This is a genomic window from Arthrobacter sp. CC3 (genome assembly GCF_039907775.1).
In the GTDB taxonomy this organism is placed as follows: domain Bacteria; phylum Actinomycetota; class Actinomycetes; order Actinomycetales; family Micrococcaceae; genus Arthrobacter.
The window spans coordinates 177878-196442 of the sequence record NZ_JARCCY010000004.1 but is presented as its reverse complement, the minus strand read 5'-3'; the positions used below and the strand labels follow the sequence as shown (position 1 = coordinate 196442).

16 protein-coding genes and 3 pseudogenes are annotated in these 18565 nt (G+C 63.6%); 8 read left to right on the top strand and 11 right to left on the bottom strand.

The window, feature by feature from the left end; translation table 11 throughout:
• Window positions 1–26 precede the first annotated feature (26 nt).
• A complete protein-coding gene (locus PV761_RS04105) occupies window positions 27–332 on the bottom strand; it encodes a DUF3817 domain-containing protein (protein WP_347894614.1) in 306 nt (101 codons plus the stop codon).
• A 166-nt stretch (window positions 333–498) separates the two neighbouring features.
• Here PV761_RS04105 and PV761_RS04100 point away from each other — a divergent pair, with 166 nt between their 5' ends.
• Together PV761_RS04100 and PV761_RS04095 are read left to right on the top strand one after the other, a co-directional pair.
• Window positions 499–972: a hypothetical protein gene (locus tag PV761_RS04100; protein WP_347894612.1), complete on the top strand. Its 474-nt coding sequence runs from the start codon at window positions 499–501 to the stop codon at window positions 970–972.
• 150 nt (window positions 973–1122) lie between these two features.
• The gene (locus PV761_RS04095; protein ID WP_347894610.1) at window positions 1123–1710 is read left to right on the top strand and encodes a DUF305 domain-containing protein; all 588 of its coding nucleotides are present in this window, start codon (window positions 1123–1125) and stop codon (window positions 1708–1710) included.
• A gap of 324 nt (window positions 1711–2034) precedes the next feature.
• Here PV761_RS04095 and PV761_RS04090 read toward each other — a convergent pair.
• The 3 genes and pseudogenes from PV761_RS04090 to PV761_RS04080 all read right to left on the bottom strand — a co-directional run.
• Window positions 2035–2512: pseudogene (locus PV761_RS04090) on the bottom strand (transposase); the annotation flags it as partial.
• A 101-nt stretch (window positions 2513–2613) separates the two neighbouring features.
• A complete protein-coding gene (locus PV761_RS04085; RefSeq protein ID WP_347894608.1) occupies window positions 2614–3396 on the bottom strand; it encodes a CPBP family intramembrane glutamic endopeptidase in 783 nt (260 codons plus the stop codon).
• Between the two features lie 367 nt (window positions 3397–3763).
• A complete protein-coding gene (locus tag PV761_RS04080; protein ID WP_347894606.1) occupies window positions 3764–3934 on the bottom strand; it encodes a hypothetical protein in 171 nt (56 codons plus the stop codon).
• A gap of 1864 nt (window positions 3935–5798) precedes the next feature.
• Here PV761_RS04080 and PV761_RS04075 point away from each other — a divergent pair.
• The 4 genes and pseudogenes from PV761_RS04075 to PV761_RS04060 form a co-directional block, all read left to right on the top strand.
• Window positions 5799–6920 (top strand): site-specific integrase, encoded by a 1122-nt coding sequence (locus PV761_RS04075; protein ID WP_347894604.1) that lies wholly within the window; start codon window positions 5799–5801, stop codon window positions 6918–6920.
• On the top strand, window positions 6917–7255 hold the full coding sequence (locus PV761_RS04070; RefSeq protein WP_347894602.1) for a helix-turn-helix transcriptional regulator: 339 nt from the start codon (window positions 6917–6919) through the stop codon (window positions 7253–7255). The genes PV761_RS04075 and PV761_RS04070 overlap by 4 nt, the downstream gene beginning before the upstream one ends.
• Window positions 7252–8772 carry a hypothetical protein gene (locus PV761_RS04065; protein ID WP_347894600.1) on the top strand — a complete coding sequence of 507 codons (1521 nt, stop codon included), beginning with the start codon at window positions 7252–7254 and terminating at the stop codon, window positions 8770–8772. The genes PV761_RS04070 and PV761_RS04065 overlap by 4 nt, the downstream gene beginning before the upstream one ends.
• Window positions 8773–8920: 148 nt before the next feature.
• Window positions 8921–9358 (top strand): annotated as a pseudogene (locus PV761_RS04060) (transposase); the annotation flags it as partial.
• Window positions 9359–9503: 145 nt separating this feature from the next.
• Here the strand turns inward: PV761_RS04060 and PV761_RS04055 are convergent.
• The 6 genes and pseudogenes from PV761_RS04055 to PV761_RS04030 all read right to left on the bottom strand — a co-directional run bounded on the left by PV761_RS04055 (window position 9504) and on the right by PV761_RS04030 (window position 14602).
• On the bottom strand, window positions 9504–9767 hold the full coding sequence (locus tag PV761_RS04055; RefSeq protein WP_347894598.1) for a hypothetical protein: 264 nt from the start codon (window positions 9765–9767) through the stop codon (window positions 9504–9506).
• A 282-nt stretch (window positions 9768–10049) separates the two neighbouring features.
• Window positions 10050–10277: a DUF3188 domain-containing protein gene (locus PV761_RS04050; RefSeq protein ID WP_347894596.1), complete on the bottom strand. Its 228-nt coding sequence runs from the start codon at window positions 10275–10277 to the stop codon at window positions 10050–10052.
• Between the two features lie 479 nt (window positions 10278–10756).
• Window positions 10757–11224: a hypothetical protein gene (locus PV761_RS04045; protein WP_347894594.1), complete on the bottom strand. Its 468-nt coding sequence runs from the start codon at window positions 11222–11224 to the stop codon at window positions 10757–10759.
• A gap of 297 nt (window positions 11225–11521) precedes the next feature.
• Window positions 11522–12328: an SURF1 family protein gene (locus PV761_RS04040; protein WP_347894592.1), complete on the bottom strand. Its 807-nt coding sequence runs from the start codon at window positions 12326–12328 to the stop codon at window positions 11522–11524.
• 573 nt (window positions 12329–12901) lie between these two features.
• Window positions 12902–13567: pseudogene (locus PV761_RS04035) on the bottom strand (cation transporter); the annotation flags it as partial.
• A gap of 153 nt (window positions 13568–13720) precedes the next feature.
• The gene (locus tag PV761_RS04030; protein ID WP_347894590.1) at window positions 13721–14602 is read right to left on the bottom strand and encodes an ACT domain-containing protein; all 882 of its coding nucleotides are present in this window, start codon (window positions 14600–14602) and stop codon (window positions 13721–13723) included.
• Window positions 14603–15721: 1119 nt separating this feature from the next.
• Here PV761_RS04030 and PV761_RS04025 point away from each other — a divergent pair.
• Complete coding sequence (locus PV761_RS04025; RefSeq protein ID WP_347894588.1) at window positions 15722–16447, top strand: ferric reductase-like transmembrane domain-containing protein; 726 nt, start codon at window positions 15722–15724, stop codon at window positions 16445–16447.
• A gap of 80 nt (window positions 16448–16527) precedes the next feature.
• On the opposite strand, the gene PV761_RS04020 is transcribed toward PV761_RS04025, so the two are convergent.
• On the bottom strand, window positions 16528–16980 hold the full coding sequence (locus PV761_RS04020) for a rhodanese-like domain-containing protein (RefSeq protein ID WP_347894586.1): 453 nt from the start codon (window positions 16978–16980) through the stop codon (window positions 16528–16530).
• Window positions 16981–17224: 244 nt separating this feature from the next.
• On the opposite strand from PV761_RS04020, the gene PV761_RS04015 reads away from it, so the two are divergent.
• A complete protein-coding gene (locus PV761_RS04015) occupies window positions 17225–18478 on the top strand; it encodes a hypothetical protein (protein ID WP_347894584.1) in 1254 nt (417 codons plus the stop codon).
• Window positions 18479–18565 lie beyond the last annotated feature (87 nt).

The window sequence follows — 18565 nt, the reverse complement described above, 5'->3', positions numbered from 1 at the left end:
TGTCGGGGACCGACTTGCCTGGCGGACTACGGGACGGGTACGGGGACCCTTCGAGCCCCCAGATCCGTTCGTCGGGCAACCCAAAAGCCGCCCGTCGGCAGCACCGAATCAACGAGAACAACCGCCAGCGCCCGGCCGGTCCACTGGTTTTTCCGCCACAGGAACAGGGCCAGAAGTACGTAGGCGACGAACAAGGCGCCGTGCACCGGGCCCAAAAGTTGAACTCCGCCCGCCTGCCCTGTCCCGTATTTCACGATCGTTGCCGGAATGAGCAGCAGCCATGACACGGATTCAGCCATGGCCAGCACCCGGAATACACGCAGAAAGTCCATGGGACCAAAAGTTAGCAGCCTTGGCTGGGAGAATGCCGGGGGAGCGTTCTCACCCGATCCGGGAAGCTCATCTCCGTCCAGCTTGCCGACGGCGTGCTGGCCTTCACCGGAACAGCCCTCTCAACCTGAGGCGGTACGCTTAACATCGCAAAGAAGGAGGAAGACCATGACCAACCATTTACGCGGCCGTGCCTTGGCCTTCCTTCGCCATGTCGGTGTATTGGCGGGGGTTCTGGCAGTCATTGCCGGGATCCTCGGCATGCACGTCATGACCGGAACCCACGACATGCCCCAGGCCTCTGCTGCGCCAGGAACGGACATCCCCGGTGTCCTTCGACCGGCGGCGCCGCCGCAGGAACCTGCCACTGCCGACACCGGCCCTGCCACAGCAGCCAGTGCCCTTTCCCGGATGGTTTCGACACCAGCCACGGCATGCGTCACCCCGGATCCATGCACGGAAATGTCGGCCATGGACGCAGTCTGCGTCCCCTCCGCGGCCAGCACCGCACTGGCGGCGCCGCTGCCGGGCAGCGTCCCCTTCGCACCACGGGCATCAGCAGATGCGGCCGCCCCGGCCACCGAGTGTTCATATGTCCCGGGAAGTCCTTCCCCGGGCGAACTCTGCATCAGCCGCACGTAAAGCGGCTTCGCCGCACCCGGCTACGCCCGCGGTGCACACGACTTCCACCCTGACGCGCCGTTGCCGCCCCTGTGTGGCGCCTTAACGTGTGCGCGTCCCCCTTACAGCCGTGCCCTGCGCCGGTTGATGTTTTGAAGGACCCCGAATTCCATGAAGAAAATTCTGACTATTTCCGTTACCGTCCTCGCCGCGACCGTCGCCCTCGCCGGCTGTTCCGGCGGCGGCAGCATGCCCGGCATGGACATGGGCAGCTCCACCAAGTCGTCCAGCTCCGCTCCGGTTACCGCCGGGGACCACAACGCGGCCGACACGATGTTTGCCCAGATGATGATTCCCCACCACGCCCAGGCGGTGGAAATGAGCGACATGCTGCTCAAGAAGCAGAACATCCCCGCCGCCGTGACCGCCCTGGCCACCAAAATCAAGGCAGCGCAGGCTCCGGAGATCGAGACGATGACCGGTTGGCTCAAGGACTGGAACGAATCAGCAACGATGTCCGGCAGCATGTCCGGAATGACGGGCGACGAGGACATGAAGAAGCTCGAAGCCGCACAAGGCGCGGAAGCAGCCAAGCTGTTCCTGACCCAGATGATCGCCCACCACGAAGGTGCCGTCATGATGGCCAAAACCGAAGGGAAGGACGGCAAGAACCCGGACGCCGTCGCACTCAGCAAGGACATCGTGAAGACCCAGGAAGCGGAAATCAAGGAAATGAAGGACCTGCTGGGCACCCTCTAAAACCACTCACGGTGCCGGTCCGCCCTGGTATCACCCATGCCGGACCGGCACAGCACCCCCGGCGATTCCGATGACACCGCGGAGGGCACGGCATGCCGGGCCGGGATCCGCGGTGGTGAGCTCTCCTCATTCACCCATGACCGGATTCACGGTGAACGTGTCGAGGTGAAGCTCTTCAACGACCACCGCCGTGTGGTACCAGATGCAAGTCCGAGGCAACACTCTTCCAGTTCGGCGCCGATGGTGCCCCTCAGGACACCGTGATCATACGCCCGAAACGGGGCACCCCGTGCTCCTCGACGCCGACAACCCCGGGCACCGCCTCGCCCGCTGGAAGTAGTGCTGGATCCGAGCGGTCAGGGACTCGCGGCGGGCCGACGTGGCCGATTGCGGACGTGTGGCCCAGTGATAGAAACCGGAAGTCGAGACGGCCAGCCAGCGGCACATTTTCACCACCGAATTCAGATTGGCAGGCTCGGCTTTTTGGGAATCGATGAATTCATACTTGCGCACTACCGCTGCTCCCGCGCGAAGTAAGCGCTGGCTTTTTTCAAGAACGCAGTCTCCGCCCGCAGCTCTTGAACTTCACGCTCAAGCTCCATCAGCCGGGCCCGTTCTGTCACCGTCAGATCTGCCTCCGTGCCGCTGTTGGCCTCGCGGTACTTGATCAGCCAGTTGCGGAGCGTCTCGGGCCGACACCATACGCGGTGGCCACGTCCTTGATCGGCTTGGAAGTGTTGATCACCTCGCGGCACAGCTCGTCCTTGAACTCTTGGGTAAATCGTCTGCGTGATGCGGTCATGCTGATATCTACTTCCCGTAGGCCCTCATTTTAAGGGGGCCCACTCTCCGAGATCTCCACGGCAGCTCAAGTACTGGTCGGAGACAGTACCGAGCGCTGGGTCAATTACCGAGTCCGACGACCCTCCCAAAGAGGCTGAAGCCGACGAACGCCACGATATTCAAGAGTGCGTGGGCGATGACAAGTGGCATCACGCGACGGCGCCGGGTATAAATCCACGCAAAGACCACACCCATCACCGCATTGCCAATAAACGGCCCGAAACCCTGATACAGGTGGTAGCTGCCCCTCAGCATGGAACTGGCAAAAATGGACAGCGGCACCGACCAGCCGAACTTCCCAAAACGGTCCAGCAGATAACCCACCACGATGACTTCCTCGACGATCGCGTGCCGCACCGCAGACAGAACCAACACGGGAACAGTCCACCAGTAAGGGTCCAGAGCGCTGGGGATGATCGCTGTCGTAATGCCAAGAGACCGCCCCACTGCATAGAGGCCGAGTGAGGGGACCCCGATCACGACGGCAAGTCCGAACCCCTGAAGCATGTCCCTTCCCGGACGGGCAAAATTAAAACCGAGCTTTCCGAACGCCGAAACACTGCCGTAGCCGGTACCGGTGTTCGTTCTGCGCTGCTCAGTCAGGAAATAGAACACGAGAATGACAGGCACCAGCGCGAAGAAGACCTCCAGTAGCTGATATGCCAGGTTAAAATATTCGCGCGTGCTTTGCGAGCGGTTGAGAGTGGAAGTGCCCTGCGCCAGGGGCGCACGGGTCATCTTGTCCAGGAGCTGCACCACGGAGTACACGGCTGACTGCCCTAACGACAGTCCCAGAACTATCAAGACTTCGATCCGCAGGCGACTGCGGGAAGGAACCAACATGTTCCTATCTTGCCTGCAGTAGCTGGTTCTCATCTTGGTTGTGACAGGAAACGCCGGTGGCCCGTGCAGGGATTCTCGCCGCCGCAAGGCCCCAGCCAGACTGTCCCTGTGCACCTTCACCCCAATGCCGGAGCAGCTGAGCCTCAGCCCGGGGTCCCTGTGTTGGCACCTTGGTGTACCCTCCCGCAGGGCTGAAGGTTCCGCCGCCGTCGTTGGACACTCCAGTTTACTTCTGTGGTGGCAGCCCGGATCCGGGGTGTCCCGTCCGGGCCCTCCTTGGCGCTACAGCACCCGAAGATGCTTCCCTGAATGGGGACGCGTGACGGAGGTCATGATCTGACCGGCTCCCATCTGCCGTCCCAATCGGTTAGGTGCCTTTCCTTTTGGACATAACTGCAGCGGCGGCGCCGATGAGGCCGGTAAGGAAGAACAGAATTCCGACAGCCCGATCTGTGTCGTCGGTCGCTGTCGCTGCTGCGATGAATACCACCCCAACCAGACCCAACAGTGCCATGGCGATGAAGAAGAAAAGTCTCATTCATTTCCTTCGGGGGGCAGGGAATTCTTATGGCCGGTGTCCCAGCGGACGCTGGAATTATTCAATATACTGCCTGCGGGCAGGAATCACAGCGTAGGATGGCCTGCCGCACACGCGGCTGCTCACCTTCGGACCTGGACTTGCTTCCTGCACCAGTTGGACTGCATTGACCCGTCGCGGTAAAGCGAAGTCCGCAGTAAAGCGAAGTCGGTCTGTTTGATCCGGCAGGGCCGGTGGCCCTCTCAGGCCTGCTCTCCGCTGCCAAGGCCGCGGGGAGTCCCGGCCGAGTTCGTCACTCCGCTCGAGGAGATTGCTAGGCCGGCGACCAGGTTCCGGCAGCCTCGGGCAGGGCCCTGCTCAAGGCGTGCGGCCTCACACACCGAGCCCGACACCCCGCAGCAAACATCAGACCGCGTGCCGGTTGCTCCACACGCATCGGCCGCGAGCAAGTTCCGATGCGGCCGCATGCGGATGCCGGGCCGGCCGTGATCGGTCCCGATGAACTCATAAGACGTTCAGCAAGAACCTTGCGGGGGTCACCCAGCTCTGGTATTGCTTTCGCTTGGACCTTCGGCCTACTGCCGCCTTTCCCGGTAAACCGTAAGGTTCAGGCAGGCATAATAGACTCGAAGCTCCGTATGTCCCCGTCATGTTTGCCGAACCTCCACCGGGCGATAAGGACCGAGCCAACGTGGCACATGGGCCCCCGATTCACAGGACAGTCTCTCGTGTTACGGCTGCGTGCTACCTGGGGCGGCTTGTGAAATAGCCAATGCTGAGGTCGTACTGAGCGGCGAGGGGGCGACATCTGCCAATCCGAGCCGTCGCGCGGTTTGGGTCAACTAAAGTGAGACAAGTTTCCCTGATTTATCTCACTTTAGTTGACCCAAACCGTCGAATCCCGCCGTTGGCTTCGCACCAGCCCCAGTTGCCTATCATCCGCATGGTCACCGGCGGCGCCAGGCACCAAAGCACCGTCCCGTATGTGCTGGGCAGCGACAATGCAACCCCGGACAGTCCGTGTGGCCCGTTGAGTACAGTGGAAAAGCCGTCCGATGACTAAGCACTTAACGATACTTTTTGACGATATGGCCGGCTCGATCATCAAGGCATCCGCTGTCCGGCAGTTCTCCAGATTGTTGACACTGTGCAGGCTTTTCCGGTCAGTCCGGCTTCCGGTGACAGTTGGCGAGTGTGCCGGATGCACCAACGAGCGTCATCCGTGCTTCGGAGATCGGGACACGCGCACTCTTTCACCTCTGCGCCTGACTGGGACTTCCTCGCGTGCGCCAATGATCGCCGCTAAGAACGCCAAGCGCCGGGGACATGATTCATGTCGATGTGAAGAAACTCGGCCAGATTCCCGGGAGGCGTCGGGGGCGGGCTGGGCTGACCCCGGCCAGAATGTAACCCAACCACCCCTCCTCCGGCCAGAACCTCGCCTTTGCGTCCACGTGGCCGTCGACCCGGACCTCCTGCGGTTCCTCTCAGCGCTGGTAGGGAACACATCAACCTCATCGGCGACTACACCTGGCCCCGCGCCAACCACATCAAACCCGGCAAGAACTGGCCATACGACGCCCCGCAAACCCTTAGCGTCGGATATTTCACTTTTTCACATTGTGCCGCCAATTGCATTGGATGCGATTTGGCGATGGTTGGGGATGCTGCGCTGTTGCGCGGGGCAGATCCCGCGGGATTCCGGGGATCTTAGGGGATTCCGAGGTGATTGTAGACGGGCTGGGGAGCTAGGCGAGCCTAGGCTCGCCGGTCGTGGAATCGCCTCTGACGTGGGGTTTCTCCAGCGAGTCGCATATGATGCGACTATCTCGCATCCGATGCGAGTCGAAGGAGGGGTGGTCTCGTGGGGTCGAGCGGTCGTGAAGCGCCCGGTGCGGCGCGGCTTCATCTGGTCGAGGGTGTGTCGCTGCTTCGGCCGGAGGAGCAGGTGTTCGCTGCGATGCTGGAGGGGTTCGGGAACCAGCAGCTTGCACGTAATCTTGCCCGGACGACGGTCGAGGGGCGGGAGAGCACCGTCAAGGCCTTCGCCGGCTACGTCAATGCCTATCCGTGGCAGTGGACGGCGGCGATGGTCGATGAATGGCTCGGCGATCTGCGGTCGCTGCGGGACCTGAGGCGGTCGACGCTGCGTTCCTATTCGGAGGCGGTGCGGGTGTTCTGCCATTTCGCCACGGACCCGGCCTATGGGTGGCCTGCCCGGTGCGAGGAGCTGTTCGGCACTCATCCGGTGCAGGTGGTGCACGATTGGAACACGGCGGTGCATGTGCAGGAGAACGAGTCTGATCCGAAGAAGCGGGCGTTCACGAAGGCCGAACTGCACGCGTTCTTCGAGCATGCCGACGGGCAGGTGGCCCGGATACGCGGGTTCGGCCGCAAGGGGTGGCTGCCGGCGTTTCGGGACGCGACGCTGTTCAAGACCGCGTACGCTTTCGGGCTGCGGCGCAACGAGGCGCGGATGCTCGAGACTGTGGATTTCGGCCCGAACCCGCATGCACCCGAGTTCGGGCAGTTCGGCCGGTGCCAGGTGCGTTTCGGGAAGGCGAAGAAGGGATCTCCGCCGAAGCGGAGGGGCGTGCTGACGGTCTGGGACTGGGCCCCGGATGTGCTCGAGGAGTGGTTCGCCGAGATCCGTCCGCTGTTCGGCGTCGAGGGCAACCCGGCCGCCTGGCCGTCAGAGCGAGGGCTGCGGATCGGCTGCCAGCGCCTGAACTCCCGCTTCGCCGTCTACCGGCAGGCTCTGGGCCTTGACCCTGGCCTGGACTTCCATAGCCTACGTAGGTCGTACGTGACCCATCTCATCGAGGACGGCTGGGACCCCAGGTTTGTGCAGGTCGGGCACGAGCACGCGAGCACGACTTCGCTCTACACCTGCGTGTCGTCCGACTACCGGACCCGCATGCTGCGCCGGCAGCTCGACACTACTGTCGCTGCCGCCCTGGAGGCCCGGAGGGGGAAGCAGGCATGAAACGCACAGTTGGCTACACGTGGGGGCTTCGGGAGCTCATGGCCGCCCGGGGCATCTATACGGCCACCGAGCTCGTCCCGCTGCTGCGCGATCGCGGCATCACCCTCTCCGCCTCCCAAGTCCACCGCCTGGTTTCCGGGACGCCGGAGAGGCTGTCCCTGCAGCTGCTCGCCGCGCTCTGCGACATCCTGGCCTGCACGCCGGCGGAGCTGATCCCGACCACCGCGGAGAACACCGCGGCTCTCCGCGCTGCTGGGGACGGCCCAGGAAGGCCGGGGCCTGCTGGCCCCGAGAGGCTGCGTCCGCGGCCGGCGAGAATCCTGCCGGATGCATGAGCCCGCCGTCTTACCGGACCGCTGAGCAGTATGAGCGCTGGCACAAGCGGACCTGCGCCAGGTGCGGGCGGTTCGGCCACTTCGCCGCGAAGTGGCCCGACGGGCACGTCTGCCGGACCTGCCACGACAGGGCGCTGCGGAACCGCGGGACCTGCCCCGGCTGCGGCACCGACCGGCCATTGCCCGGCCTCCGGCCCGAAGACCGGGCCACCCCGGTGTGCGCCGACTGCGCGGGGTTCACCGTCTCCTACCGGTGCTCACGCTGCGGGACCGAGGACAAGCTCCACGGCCGGCGCCTGTGCACACGCTGCACGCTCACCGACCGGATCACCGACCTGCTCAGCGCCGGGACGGGGCGCATCCGTCCCGAGCTCGTCCCGCTCGCCGAACGGATCATCACGATGAAGAACCCGCTCTCCGGCCTGACCTCGCTCTCCCCAGGCAGCCACGGCAGGGCCAGGACCTCTGTCGACCTGCTCCGGGAGCTCGGCTGCGGGGAGATCGCCCTCACCCACGAGGCCTTCCACGCCCTGGAGCCTTGGCGGGCCGCCGCCCACCTGGAAGAACTGCTGATGGCATGCGGTGTCCTGCCCACGGCCGACAAGCAGATCTGCTCCCTCGAACGATGGCTGCCCAGACACCTCAACGACATCACTGACCCTGCCCATGCCCAGCTGATCCGCCGCTACGCGACCTGGGAAGTGCTGCCGCGGATGCGGCAGAAAGCCGCGCACAGGCCCCTCACCACGGGCAGCCAATACGGCTTCAGAGACCGGATCAGCTACGCCACGCGCTTCCTCCGCTGGCTCGCCGAACGTGGCCGCACGCTCAGCACCTGCGGGAAGGCCGAGATCGACCTCTGGTGCCTCGAGCACTCCAAAGGCGACCGTGCGTGCCTGCGCCCGTTCCTGCGCTGGTGCGCCGCCAACCGCCTCACTCCCCGGTTCGAGATGGCCCCGGCTGTGGTCCAGCCGGCAACCGCGATGCCCGAGAACGAGCGCCTCGATCTCATTGGGCGCGTACTCACCGAGACGGACAACCCTTTGCAGGCCAGAGCCGCGGCGGCGATTCTGCTGCTCTACGCCCAGCCCGTCACCCGCATCGTCCGCCTCCGCATCGACGACATCATCCACCACGGCACGCAGACCCTGCTGCGCCTGGGCGAACCGCCATCACCGGTCCCCGAACCCGTCGCCGGCCTGCTACTGGACTGGGCCAGCCAACGCGCAAACATGAACACCGCTACCAACCAAGATTCACGATGGCTGTTCCCCGGCCGCCGCGCCGACCAGCCCCTCCACCCCACCACGCTCAGAGACCAGATCCGGGCACTCGGGATCCCCGTCAACCCAGGACGCGTCAGCGCAATACAACGCTACGTGTTCGATACGCCGGCACCCGTCGTGGCGACCGCCCTCGGCTACCACCACACCACCACGACACGAGCCGCAGCCCAGACCGGTGCCCCGTGGGCCCCCTACGCAGCATCCCCAAGACCACGATTACGCGACAGTTGAATACGCGAGCCCGCCAGTAAGCCACCCCCATGACATCTCGTCCCCTCGTCGTTGTCCCGCCGCGTCGGTGATCGGGCGGGGACTGTGGAAATGACGGTGTAGCCGGCTCGACACGCCGGGCGGTAAGCCTGGCGGAGAGGAGCCCGATATGGCCGCAACACTTGAGGCTGTGCCGAGTACGAAAACCGCTGAGACGAAGACAGAAATATCCGAGGCCGATGCTGCCCGCGAACTGGTCAGGATGGCGAAGGAACAGGGCCTGTCCCTGACCGGTCCTGACGGCCTGCTCAAGCAGCTGACCAAGACCGTGATCGAGACCGCGCTCGACGAGGAAATGACCGAGCATCTCGGATATGAAAAGCACGACGCGTCCAGCAAGCAGACGGCGAACTCCCGCAACGGAGTGCGCCCGAAAACGGTATTGACGGCGACCACCGGCCCCGTGGAGGTGGACGTGCCGCGGGACCGGGAAGGCACGTTCGAGCCGGTCATCGTCAAGAAGCGCCAGCGCCGCCTGACGGGGGTCGATGAGATGGTCCTCTCGCTCTACGCCAAGGGCCTGACCACGGGAGAAATCAGCGCGCACTTGTTTCGACGGGTCTGAGCCATCCTCAGTATCCAGGCGGTCAGAGTGCCGGCGATCATAACCACGAGCGCGCCAACGCCCACGAGGTGAGGCCGTTCACGGCCGATAAGCAGTTTTCGCGCACCGGCGCTTCCGAGAAAAGAATCTACGCCTCGACGAGAATCACCAAGGTCTCGGGCAGCACGCCGTCATACGCCATCGCCTCGGCCCCTGCCTCGGATTGCATCAGGGCCATGACGGCATCCATGTCGGGAACGTCCATCAGCACCGCCACTTGCGTCGGGTTCTGTGGGTTGATGAACGTCCGGATGTTGGTGACGCCGAGGGGTCCGAAGACCTCTTCGCGTTTCGGTGAGGCAAGCCAATGATCCTTGTCCTTCACATCGTGGTGGCCGATCACGGTTGGCATAGCGCGTCCTCTCAAGGGGGGCCAGCGGTCCGCAGGCCCACTGCGCAGAACGCTACTGGTCATTCCGCACCCAGGCAAGGCTTTTCGTGGCCGCATCCCGCTCGGTCTGCGGGCTGCCCGCAAGGGGTTCCCCTTTCGGGACGCGCAAAACGACCACATGATGCCTAGCGTGGATTTTCGTACCGATCCTCATCGGACCCTGATCTCGCGGACAGCCGGCGAGACAAGATGGATCCGGCCAGGATATTGAGGAAACAACGCAGGCCGGGACCGGGCGGACGGCTATTTCCGGGGAATCATCCGGCGGACCTGCCGTCCCCTGATTACGACCCCCGTGGCATGGAGGATGAGGCCCACGCCGATGACCGGCAGGGAAGCGAGCATCAGGCCCTGATTCTGCGAGCCGCTTCCCAGGAGGCTGAGTACAATACCGGCGGCTATCAGGCCCATGGCGCTGAAAACCAGCGCCTTGTAGGACGTTGATGAGGCAGCCCAGAATTCACGCAACACACCCCCAGTGTACCGGGCGCCGCCCTGGGCCCGATGTCGAGGACCACCGCAAACGCCTTCCGCGCCGCAGTGCCGGCAAGCGGACAGCTGTTGTCGCAGGGTGCCGGCAGCAAGCCCCGCGCCCTTCCAGCAGCACGGGATGGTGCCGGAAAGAAACTTTGGCGCGGTGTCAGCCGCCGACTCGATCTGGGTCATAACCCCCTGAGAGCACACTGGAGGCTTCAGCGGAATCGACGGCTGAGCATCCGCCCGGGCCCGGGGCCCCTGCGGATCCCACGGGACCGGGGGCTTCCCGCCGGTTCTGCCTCTCAGGGGCCGGCCCGGTGTGCCGGGGGATGCAGGCGACGGTCCAGGATCCGCGGATCCGCCGGCCAACTGTGACTTTGTCTTCACAGCCAGAACCACGGCGATGACGATGAGCAGGAGCCCAATCAGGGCGGTTGCGGCCGCGTCCCACAACCCGCTGCCGGTCAGCAGCGTCAGGCAAACCCCGGACAGCGCGAAGACCAGGCCCAGCAGGGCCCCGGCTTTCCTGAGCAGGATCCCCCGAGTTCAGGTTGCCCGGTGCCGGGGGAGGATCCGGTCCGGGCCGGGCCTCCGCGCAGCCGGCGGGAGATGCCTAACGTGGTGATGAAGGAAAGGGATTCAAGGACCATGGCCCCAAGAATGAACGCTAGTGGAGCCCACCACCAGCGTCCCTTGAAGCCGTGCGGAGCCTGGAACTTCGCCCAGGCCAGGAAGAGCGCGGCAAGCCCGCACAGGCTGAAGAGCACGGTCGAGACGATGAATGCAGCGATGGAGCGTCCAGGCCTGACGGGGCGCCCCTCCCCAAGCCCGCCTCCGGCCATTTGCAGCAGCGCCTGCGTCCCGGAACCGGCAAGGGAGTGTGCCGCTTCGGCCAGCATTGAGGACGAGCCGGTGAGGAAGAAGCCGAAGAACTTGACCAACCCGATGGACAGGTTGCCCAGCAGGCCGGTGAGTATGGTCTTTGTTCGTCCCTCAGCAACCAGAAGCTCCAGCTTCCTTCCAGGCTCACCCGGCCCGGCCGCGCCCCGGACACGCCGGCGCCCGAAGACACCGTACCGCTGGGCTTGTCGGATGCGGCAGTGGGCACCGTATCCGGCAGCCCTGTCCTGGTGCCACCCATCGGAGTGCCCGGCTCCACGGCGTGCGGTGCGGGAAAGGCCTCAGCTTCCGCGAGGGCGCTGTTTGGAAGGGACGTCCGGGTGCGGGGCCGAGGACGTCTACAGCCCCATGGAGTCCAGAAGCGCGTCCTCTTCTTCATCAGGATTGCGCCGCCGGTTCCGGGGAGCCCGGCGCGCGTGCGCGCGCTTTGTTCCCGCGTAGTCGGAGGTGTGTTGTTCCTCGCGGTTGATTCGTGCCTGTTGCCTTGCCATGTAGCCGAAGCCAACAAACGCCAGCACCCCAAAGGCGATCCATTGCATGGCGTAGGAAAGATTGGATCCTTCCTGCACGGCGGGCATCGCAAGCTGCTCCGGTGCGGTGGCCGGCGGCGGGGACTCGCTGGCCATCAATCCGTAGCTTCCGGTCATCAGAGGGTACTCCAGCTGCTGCCCGTAGGCTGCCAGGTCAATGCCGGCCAACTGGCCCTCCGGTGCGTCACGTTTGGCCAGTTCCGGCTCCGTCGGCTTGATCCTCACGATAGCTGCGACGGTGCCCGACGGCGGTGCCGGGATGGCGTCAGGATACCCGGGGCGGTCGTTTCCGATCGGCAGCCATCCCCTGTTGATCACAATGGTCTCCCCGGAGACCAGGCGGAACGGGACCAGAACCTCGTACCCGGGCGCTGATCTGTTGGGCCGGTTTCTGACGATTTTCTGATCCGGGGCGAGATACTCGCCCCGTACCGAGACCGTGGTCCACTTCGCTTCAGGTGCCGGTGAGGCGAAGTATCCCCTGACCCTCTCGAAGGGAACGGGGCCTTGTCGTAGTTCTGCTGGACACGTGTGATTTCGGCTACGGCCTGATTCCTGCGGTCCATTTGCCAATTGCCCAGACCGACGCGAACAGCCCGGCCAACAGGAAGGCACCCAACCAGCGCCGGCTCAGGAGGAACCGGTAGCTCACTGGCCACAGCCAAGGGCCGCCGCAGCGGGGCTCGCTTCAGGCGCCGCCGGTCTGCTGCCCTCGGGCGGGCCAAGGCGGAAGATGGCAGGAACAACCCGGCCCGCATTCCCCAGGATCTCTCCGTGCCTTCGGATCATTGGACGCGGAATTTGCACACCCCAGCCTAACCCCGGGTATCGTGCGGGCAAATTTTCGCAGTCACCTTCCTGGGCACGGGCTCCCGGAATCAGGGCCTTGTACTTCATACGGCAGGGGTCGTGATCAGGGGAGGCAGGCCGGTCGGATGATCCCTCGGAAATAGGTGCAGGGAGATGCCGTGGGGCGGATTGCGTTCGCGAGCAAGCCGAAATCATTCCGGTCTTGCTCATGCTGCCCGGGCGGCCCCAAAAAACCACCCTGACTCGATCGCAGGTCTGGGTGGGTGGTCAGTTTGGGTGCGCCGCAGGATGCCAAGCCAGGTTCTCTGGGACAGCTTCAGCCCGACGGCGTCCGCGCTCGGCTGCTGACAGCCGTGCGAGCTGCCCGGTCCGGCCGCGCTAAGCACGGGGGCGCGGGATGCCGGGTTCGAGGTAGATCGCGGTGGCGGCCGGGACCTGGGCGCGGATGCGTGCTTCGGCTGCGTTGATAGCCCGGGCGATGTCGGGGCCGCTGGAACCGTCGGCCACCCCGGTTTTCGCGGCCACAAGTACTTCACCGGGCCCGAGGTGCATCGTGCCCAGGTGGATGATGGGCGTTCCACCCGCGGTCAGGGCCGCTTCGATACGGGCGGTGTCGGTGTCGGTTGCGGATTCGCCGATCAGCAGCGACTTCGTTTCGATGGCAAGGACAATGGCGATGACGACGAGCAGGAGCCTGATCAGGGCGGTTGCGGCCGCGTCCCACATCCCGTCGCCTGTCAGCAGGGTCAGGGAAACCCCGAACAGCGCGAAGACCAGGCCCAGCAGGGCGCCAAGGTCCTCCAGCAGGATCACGGGCAGTTCCGGCTGCCTGGCGTTGCGTACGAATTCGACCCAGCCCTGGCCGCCGCGTACCTGGTTGGATTCTCGTATCGCGGTGCGGAAAGAAAAGGATTCGGCGATGATGGCGCCTATCAGGACCGCCAGAGGGACCCACCACCACCATTCTCCCTCGATGCCGTGCGGGGCCTGGAACTTCTCCCAAGCCTGGAACAGGGCGGCGAGTCCACCGACGGTGAACAGCACGTCACCACCGTTTAGATCCGGAAAATTTCACTTCCCAAAGCCGAGATCCGCACGGATCACGCCCTAAACGTGAATTTCCGTACCGACCAGTCTCACACCCCGAAACGGTGCGCTGCCGCCTTTCTGGGGTGGTGCGGTCGGCAGAAGTCGGGGTCAGCGTCCGGCCGGATGCGGAGTGTGGTCTCGGCCGTGCGCCAGGGTCTCGGCCAGCTCGGCCAGGCGGTGTGCCCTGGCCGATTCCGCAGGCGTGAACGGCTCCCCGGGACGGGAGAACATGAGCGGTCCATGCCAAGCGGTTGGAATCTTGAGGATCGATCCGGCGTGGACGACGGCGGAGGCTGGCTCCGGTGTCGGCTGTTCGGGCACCGGCGTCTCGTGGGCTGGCGTGACGATCTTGGCGGAGAGCAGTTCTGCGACGGCGAGTGAGAGCTCCTGTGGATTGACTGCGATCCGGGCAGCCAGGCTGAGGGCCTTGGTCTGTCCGTCCGCCATGGCGAGTGCCGTGGTGGGCCACACATGCGAGTCGCGGCCGCCTCCGCCGTCGAGCGCGTTGAGCAGTTCCTGTTCGCCGATGTGCCCCGGCGCGGAGAGGACAAACTCGTCCAGGACGCCCCCGTCGACGGGGTGGACGTGGATGCTGAGTATGTTGGTGCCCAGCCGTGCCAGGGACCGGGTGATCTTTTGGAGGGAACCGGGCTGGTCGCGCAGCACGGTGCGTGCCCGCCAGAGTGCGGGGGCAGTGTTGAGCTTCCGGCGGTGCCGGAGGGCGGGTGCATGAAGCCAGCTGTGGAGGATCCTGGCGGCCGAGGGTTCGGCCACCCAGATCGCCAGGACCGTGGCCGTGACGGTCAGCAGCAGGACCTTGGCCAGGTACGGCAGGGGGGTTTCGACGACGAGCGCGTGCACCAGCAGTTCGATGGGCAGCATGACAGCGATGTTGGCCAGCGTCAGCCTGGCTTTGGGAGGTTCCGGCAGGAGGCCACACACTTCGCAGGAGAGCTCAGCGGTGCCGGGAGTTCTCACGTTGGGCTTCATGGCACCATCATGCCCGTGGCCTGTTTCCGCTGGATTGCCTGCCGGTCACGATTCAGCTCGGCCTCCGAAGATCGAGCCTAGAAGATCGAGTACGTTTGGATGATTGAGTCCGTTTGGGTTCAGTGGTCGGTAGGCGACGGGCTTGTGAAAACCTGAAATTTCCGACTCACGGGCTGGGGCGTCTCCAAGACGATCGTTACCCGACGCCGGACGGGCTTAGCGTCGAATCATTCACGATCCGGACACGTGCCCGGCAACGCCAAGCCTCGTAGAAAACCACGGCCGTGACATCCTCAGCCAGGTGAGACACGCCAGCACCTTTAGCGCTTGCTCCCACACACGGCCATGATGCCGGTCGTAAACCGCACCGAAGGCGTCACCATCACCGCTTGTTTGGCGTCGGGTAACGTTCGTTCGCCTTATAATTGTGCCGTCAGAGCTGTAAAGCATGCCATGTCCGGGCCAATGCAACGCCTACGGACTGGCTGACTGCTCATGCTGAACAAGGCGAACTTCCTATCGCGGTAAGGGAAAGCCGCTCCAACCTGGTCATTTTGATGCTTGGCGCTACTTTTCCGCGCAGTGGTCCTCGACCCCAATTTCCTCATAGAAGAGGCCCGACGCGGTGCCACCGTCGTCGTGGCAACACACGATGAGGACCTCACGGCAGCCGGCGACGACCTCATTCGACTGGGTGAACAACGAGTATCCGAGTCTTCACGGCCCTCAGTTACCGTCGGTAGTAAAGCCTCAGAATCCGCCCCCTAACAGAAACCGTTCCGTAGCAAAGGTCAGTTCCAGTTTCTATTCGCTGGCGAACATGCCGCCTGCCATCAGGCGGCCCCTATGGCAGCCATCGTCTATCTACGGCTACCCGTCAACCCCTCTCGCGCTACCAGTCAAAAAGCCAGCCCCGAATTCACATAGCGCTGGACCATACTTGATCCCTCACTGCAAAGGCCGCTGCCCGCTCAAGGTGCCTGCAACGTGAACGGCAGGCGGTCCTGAATCAGGCCGTCTCGGTAGTCCTGAATAAGGTTGACATACTCACCTACCGGACAATCCCTACGCAGCCATATCCGCCCGATTTTACCCGAGTACTACGGCGACCCCAAAAGCATGAATGCGCAGCGGCGATCCGGCAGTATCAGTCCCAGTATCTGGCGACACTGTGCGGTAGTGGTCCTGGCCGCTGTGCTGGTTGTCGCCTTTTGGCTAAGCCGTATGGATTGGTCGCCTGATATGAGGCTTTGGCGGGCAGTCGGTGACGCCGCGGCCTTGCTCCTCTTTACGGCGCTTGCCATCGGGCCCGCTGTGAAGCTTTGGTCGTCAGCGGGTTGGCTTCTGCGGTGGCGGCGGGCAATTGGTGTCTGGGCCGGCCTGGTGGCAACAGTGCACGCCCTGCTGGTCATCGACGGATGGGCGCAGTGGAGCCTACGCCGGTTCCTGGGCTATGAGTTCGTGCCGCAGTTAGCGCGGGAGGCGCGGATGGAGCCTGGTTTCGGGTTGGCTAATCTCATCGGGCTTGTGGCCCTCGTGTGGATGCTCGTGCTCGTCGCGACTTCCTCCGATCGGGCCTTGCGCTTTCTGGGCCCGCCGGGGTGGAAGTGGATCCACAACGGCGCGTACGTGGTTCTGTATCTCGTTGTGCTGCACGCATCCTACTACCTCTTTTTGCACTACACCGTCTCTTTCCACAGGCTTCCTGCACCGGAGAACTGGTTCCGCATCCCGTTCCTGATACTGGGAGGATCGGTGATAGCTCTCCAATGGGCCGCCTTCACGCGGGCAGTACGGAGGCGCCGCGCTCACGGTCACGGCCGGGATGGTGCGCTCACCGGATAGTGTCACGTGTAGTGATGTGTCTGCGTTTGATCTTGCTGTGTAGATAGTCCGCCAGTGACGCGCTGGCCCTCGTGGTGAGCTTATTGCGGGGGATTGGACAGCAGGGGACGGCCGGAAGCGGCCCAGGCATCCATGCCGCCGTCAAGTTCTACGATGTTGGTATAGCCACGTGCGGCGAGGGCGCGCACGGCAGTGCTGCTCATGCTGCCGCTACGGCAGTAAACAGCCAGCGGTGTCTGCACATCGGCGGGGAGCTTTGTGGCTTCGGCCCCGATCTGGTCATATGGAATCATTTGGTCGGTGCCCGCGATCTGCCCAGCGAACGGAACATGGACGTTGATGGTGACTCGCTCCGGTTCTGCCATTGCTGAAGCGAAGGCAGCAGGATCCAACAGGCGTCCAGCCGAGATTGACGCGGACGGTGCCGCGCCGGCGGGCTGGGCGGGGCCGCTGGCGGCGGCACCGCACCCGGAAAGCAGCAGGGCGGAGGCTAGAATAGCGACGAGCGTAGAAGTAACTTGTTGAGGTGCCATTTCTGCATAGTACATGCCCTGATGCTGTCGCCTTCGATCATATGTAACGTCCCGGTCCCGCTAACAGGCGACCGGCTCAGAGACTACAGAATGCCGTCAGCGCAAGGAAGCCCCGTCGCCTCTTCATCCATAGTCCTCGACGCGGAGCGGTGTGCCGCGGAAGGCGCTCTTGCGTGCCGTAGGCTGGGCTTCAACAGCCTTATCCCTTTGGATTTTCCTCGCGCCCTTTTGGAGACAAAGATTAATGCAACAGCCTCCTCGCAACACGAAACGAGAGTTTGAGTCGGACTTCGGTTTCCGGGAAGACGGTGCCAGGAAAACGGCCGAGCTCGTCGACGACGAGACACTCGAGGACACGGACGTCGACGTTGTGATTGGTGAGATCGTCAAGATGTGGGCAGCCTTACCCATTGAAATCCATGTCGATAGGATGCACGCAACCCCATCCTGGCCTAAGACCACGATGGCTGAGATCCCGCCGCCAGGGGAAAGGGTCGTGCAGATGCAGCTCACCATTCCATGTACGGGCGCGGCAGATCTTTTGATCCGTGTCTCCGATCCGGGGGTGATCGGCAGCTGCGGAAACACTGGTTTGCGGGGCGAACGATATGAAATCCATCTGACGCTGACCAGCAAAGGGCTGGACCAAGTCACCCAGCAGCAATTCGATGAAACCATAGCCAACTTGAAGCGGCAGTGGGTGGAGAAGGTCAACGAGGCTGTTGGGAAGGCCAACAATGTGATCATGGAGCACCAGGAACGAATGCGAGCCCAGCTCTCCTCCATCCTGGAGCACAAGCAACGCGCCTCGCGAATGGTTCGACAATCGATGCGGAGGGCCGGAATTAACTTGGTCCCTGTCGAAGGTGGAATCGAGATAGCTCTTCGACCGGCATCGCTGACCCTTAGCCACGTGGACCGATCGGCAGCCCGCGGCGTACCCGAATATGAGCTCCAGGAGAAGATAGCGGCGCAATTACTGGGAACCATTCGCTCGTTCGCAACAGCGCTGGAACGGCTCCCTGAATCAGCCGACGCGCTGCTGACAAGCGACGAGCAGACACTCCGTGATTTTCTGCTGTTCATTCTCAATGCCAACTGGGACGGTACCGCCACGGGCGAGACCTTCATCGGCATCGGGAAGAGCGACATCCTCCTGAGATGGAAAGATAGGGACGCTTTCATCGCCGAGTGCAAGCTCTGGGAAGGGGAAAAAGGGCTACAGGCAGCGATCGACCAGCTCATGGGCCGTTACGTGGTCTGGCGGAACACCAGAGCAGCCCTGATCATCTTCATCCGTGACAGGAAGAACATGTCCGAGGCTATGGCGAAGGCGCAGACAGCGATTCGTGAGCACAAACTCTTCCTTAACCTGCGAGAGAATCTGGAGCATCCGGACGAACCAGACTATGTGCTTCGCTCGACCAGTGACCCGGACCGCTCAGTCCGCTTAAGCCTTATTACGGTACCCATCACTTACATGCGAACCGGAGCCTAATGCCGCTCCCAACTCGGGCTGCCGGCCCAGAGCAGGTCTCCACGGGTCGACATGCTCTGCGCTCCTCGCTCCGGCGGTGAAGGCCTG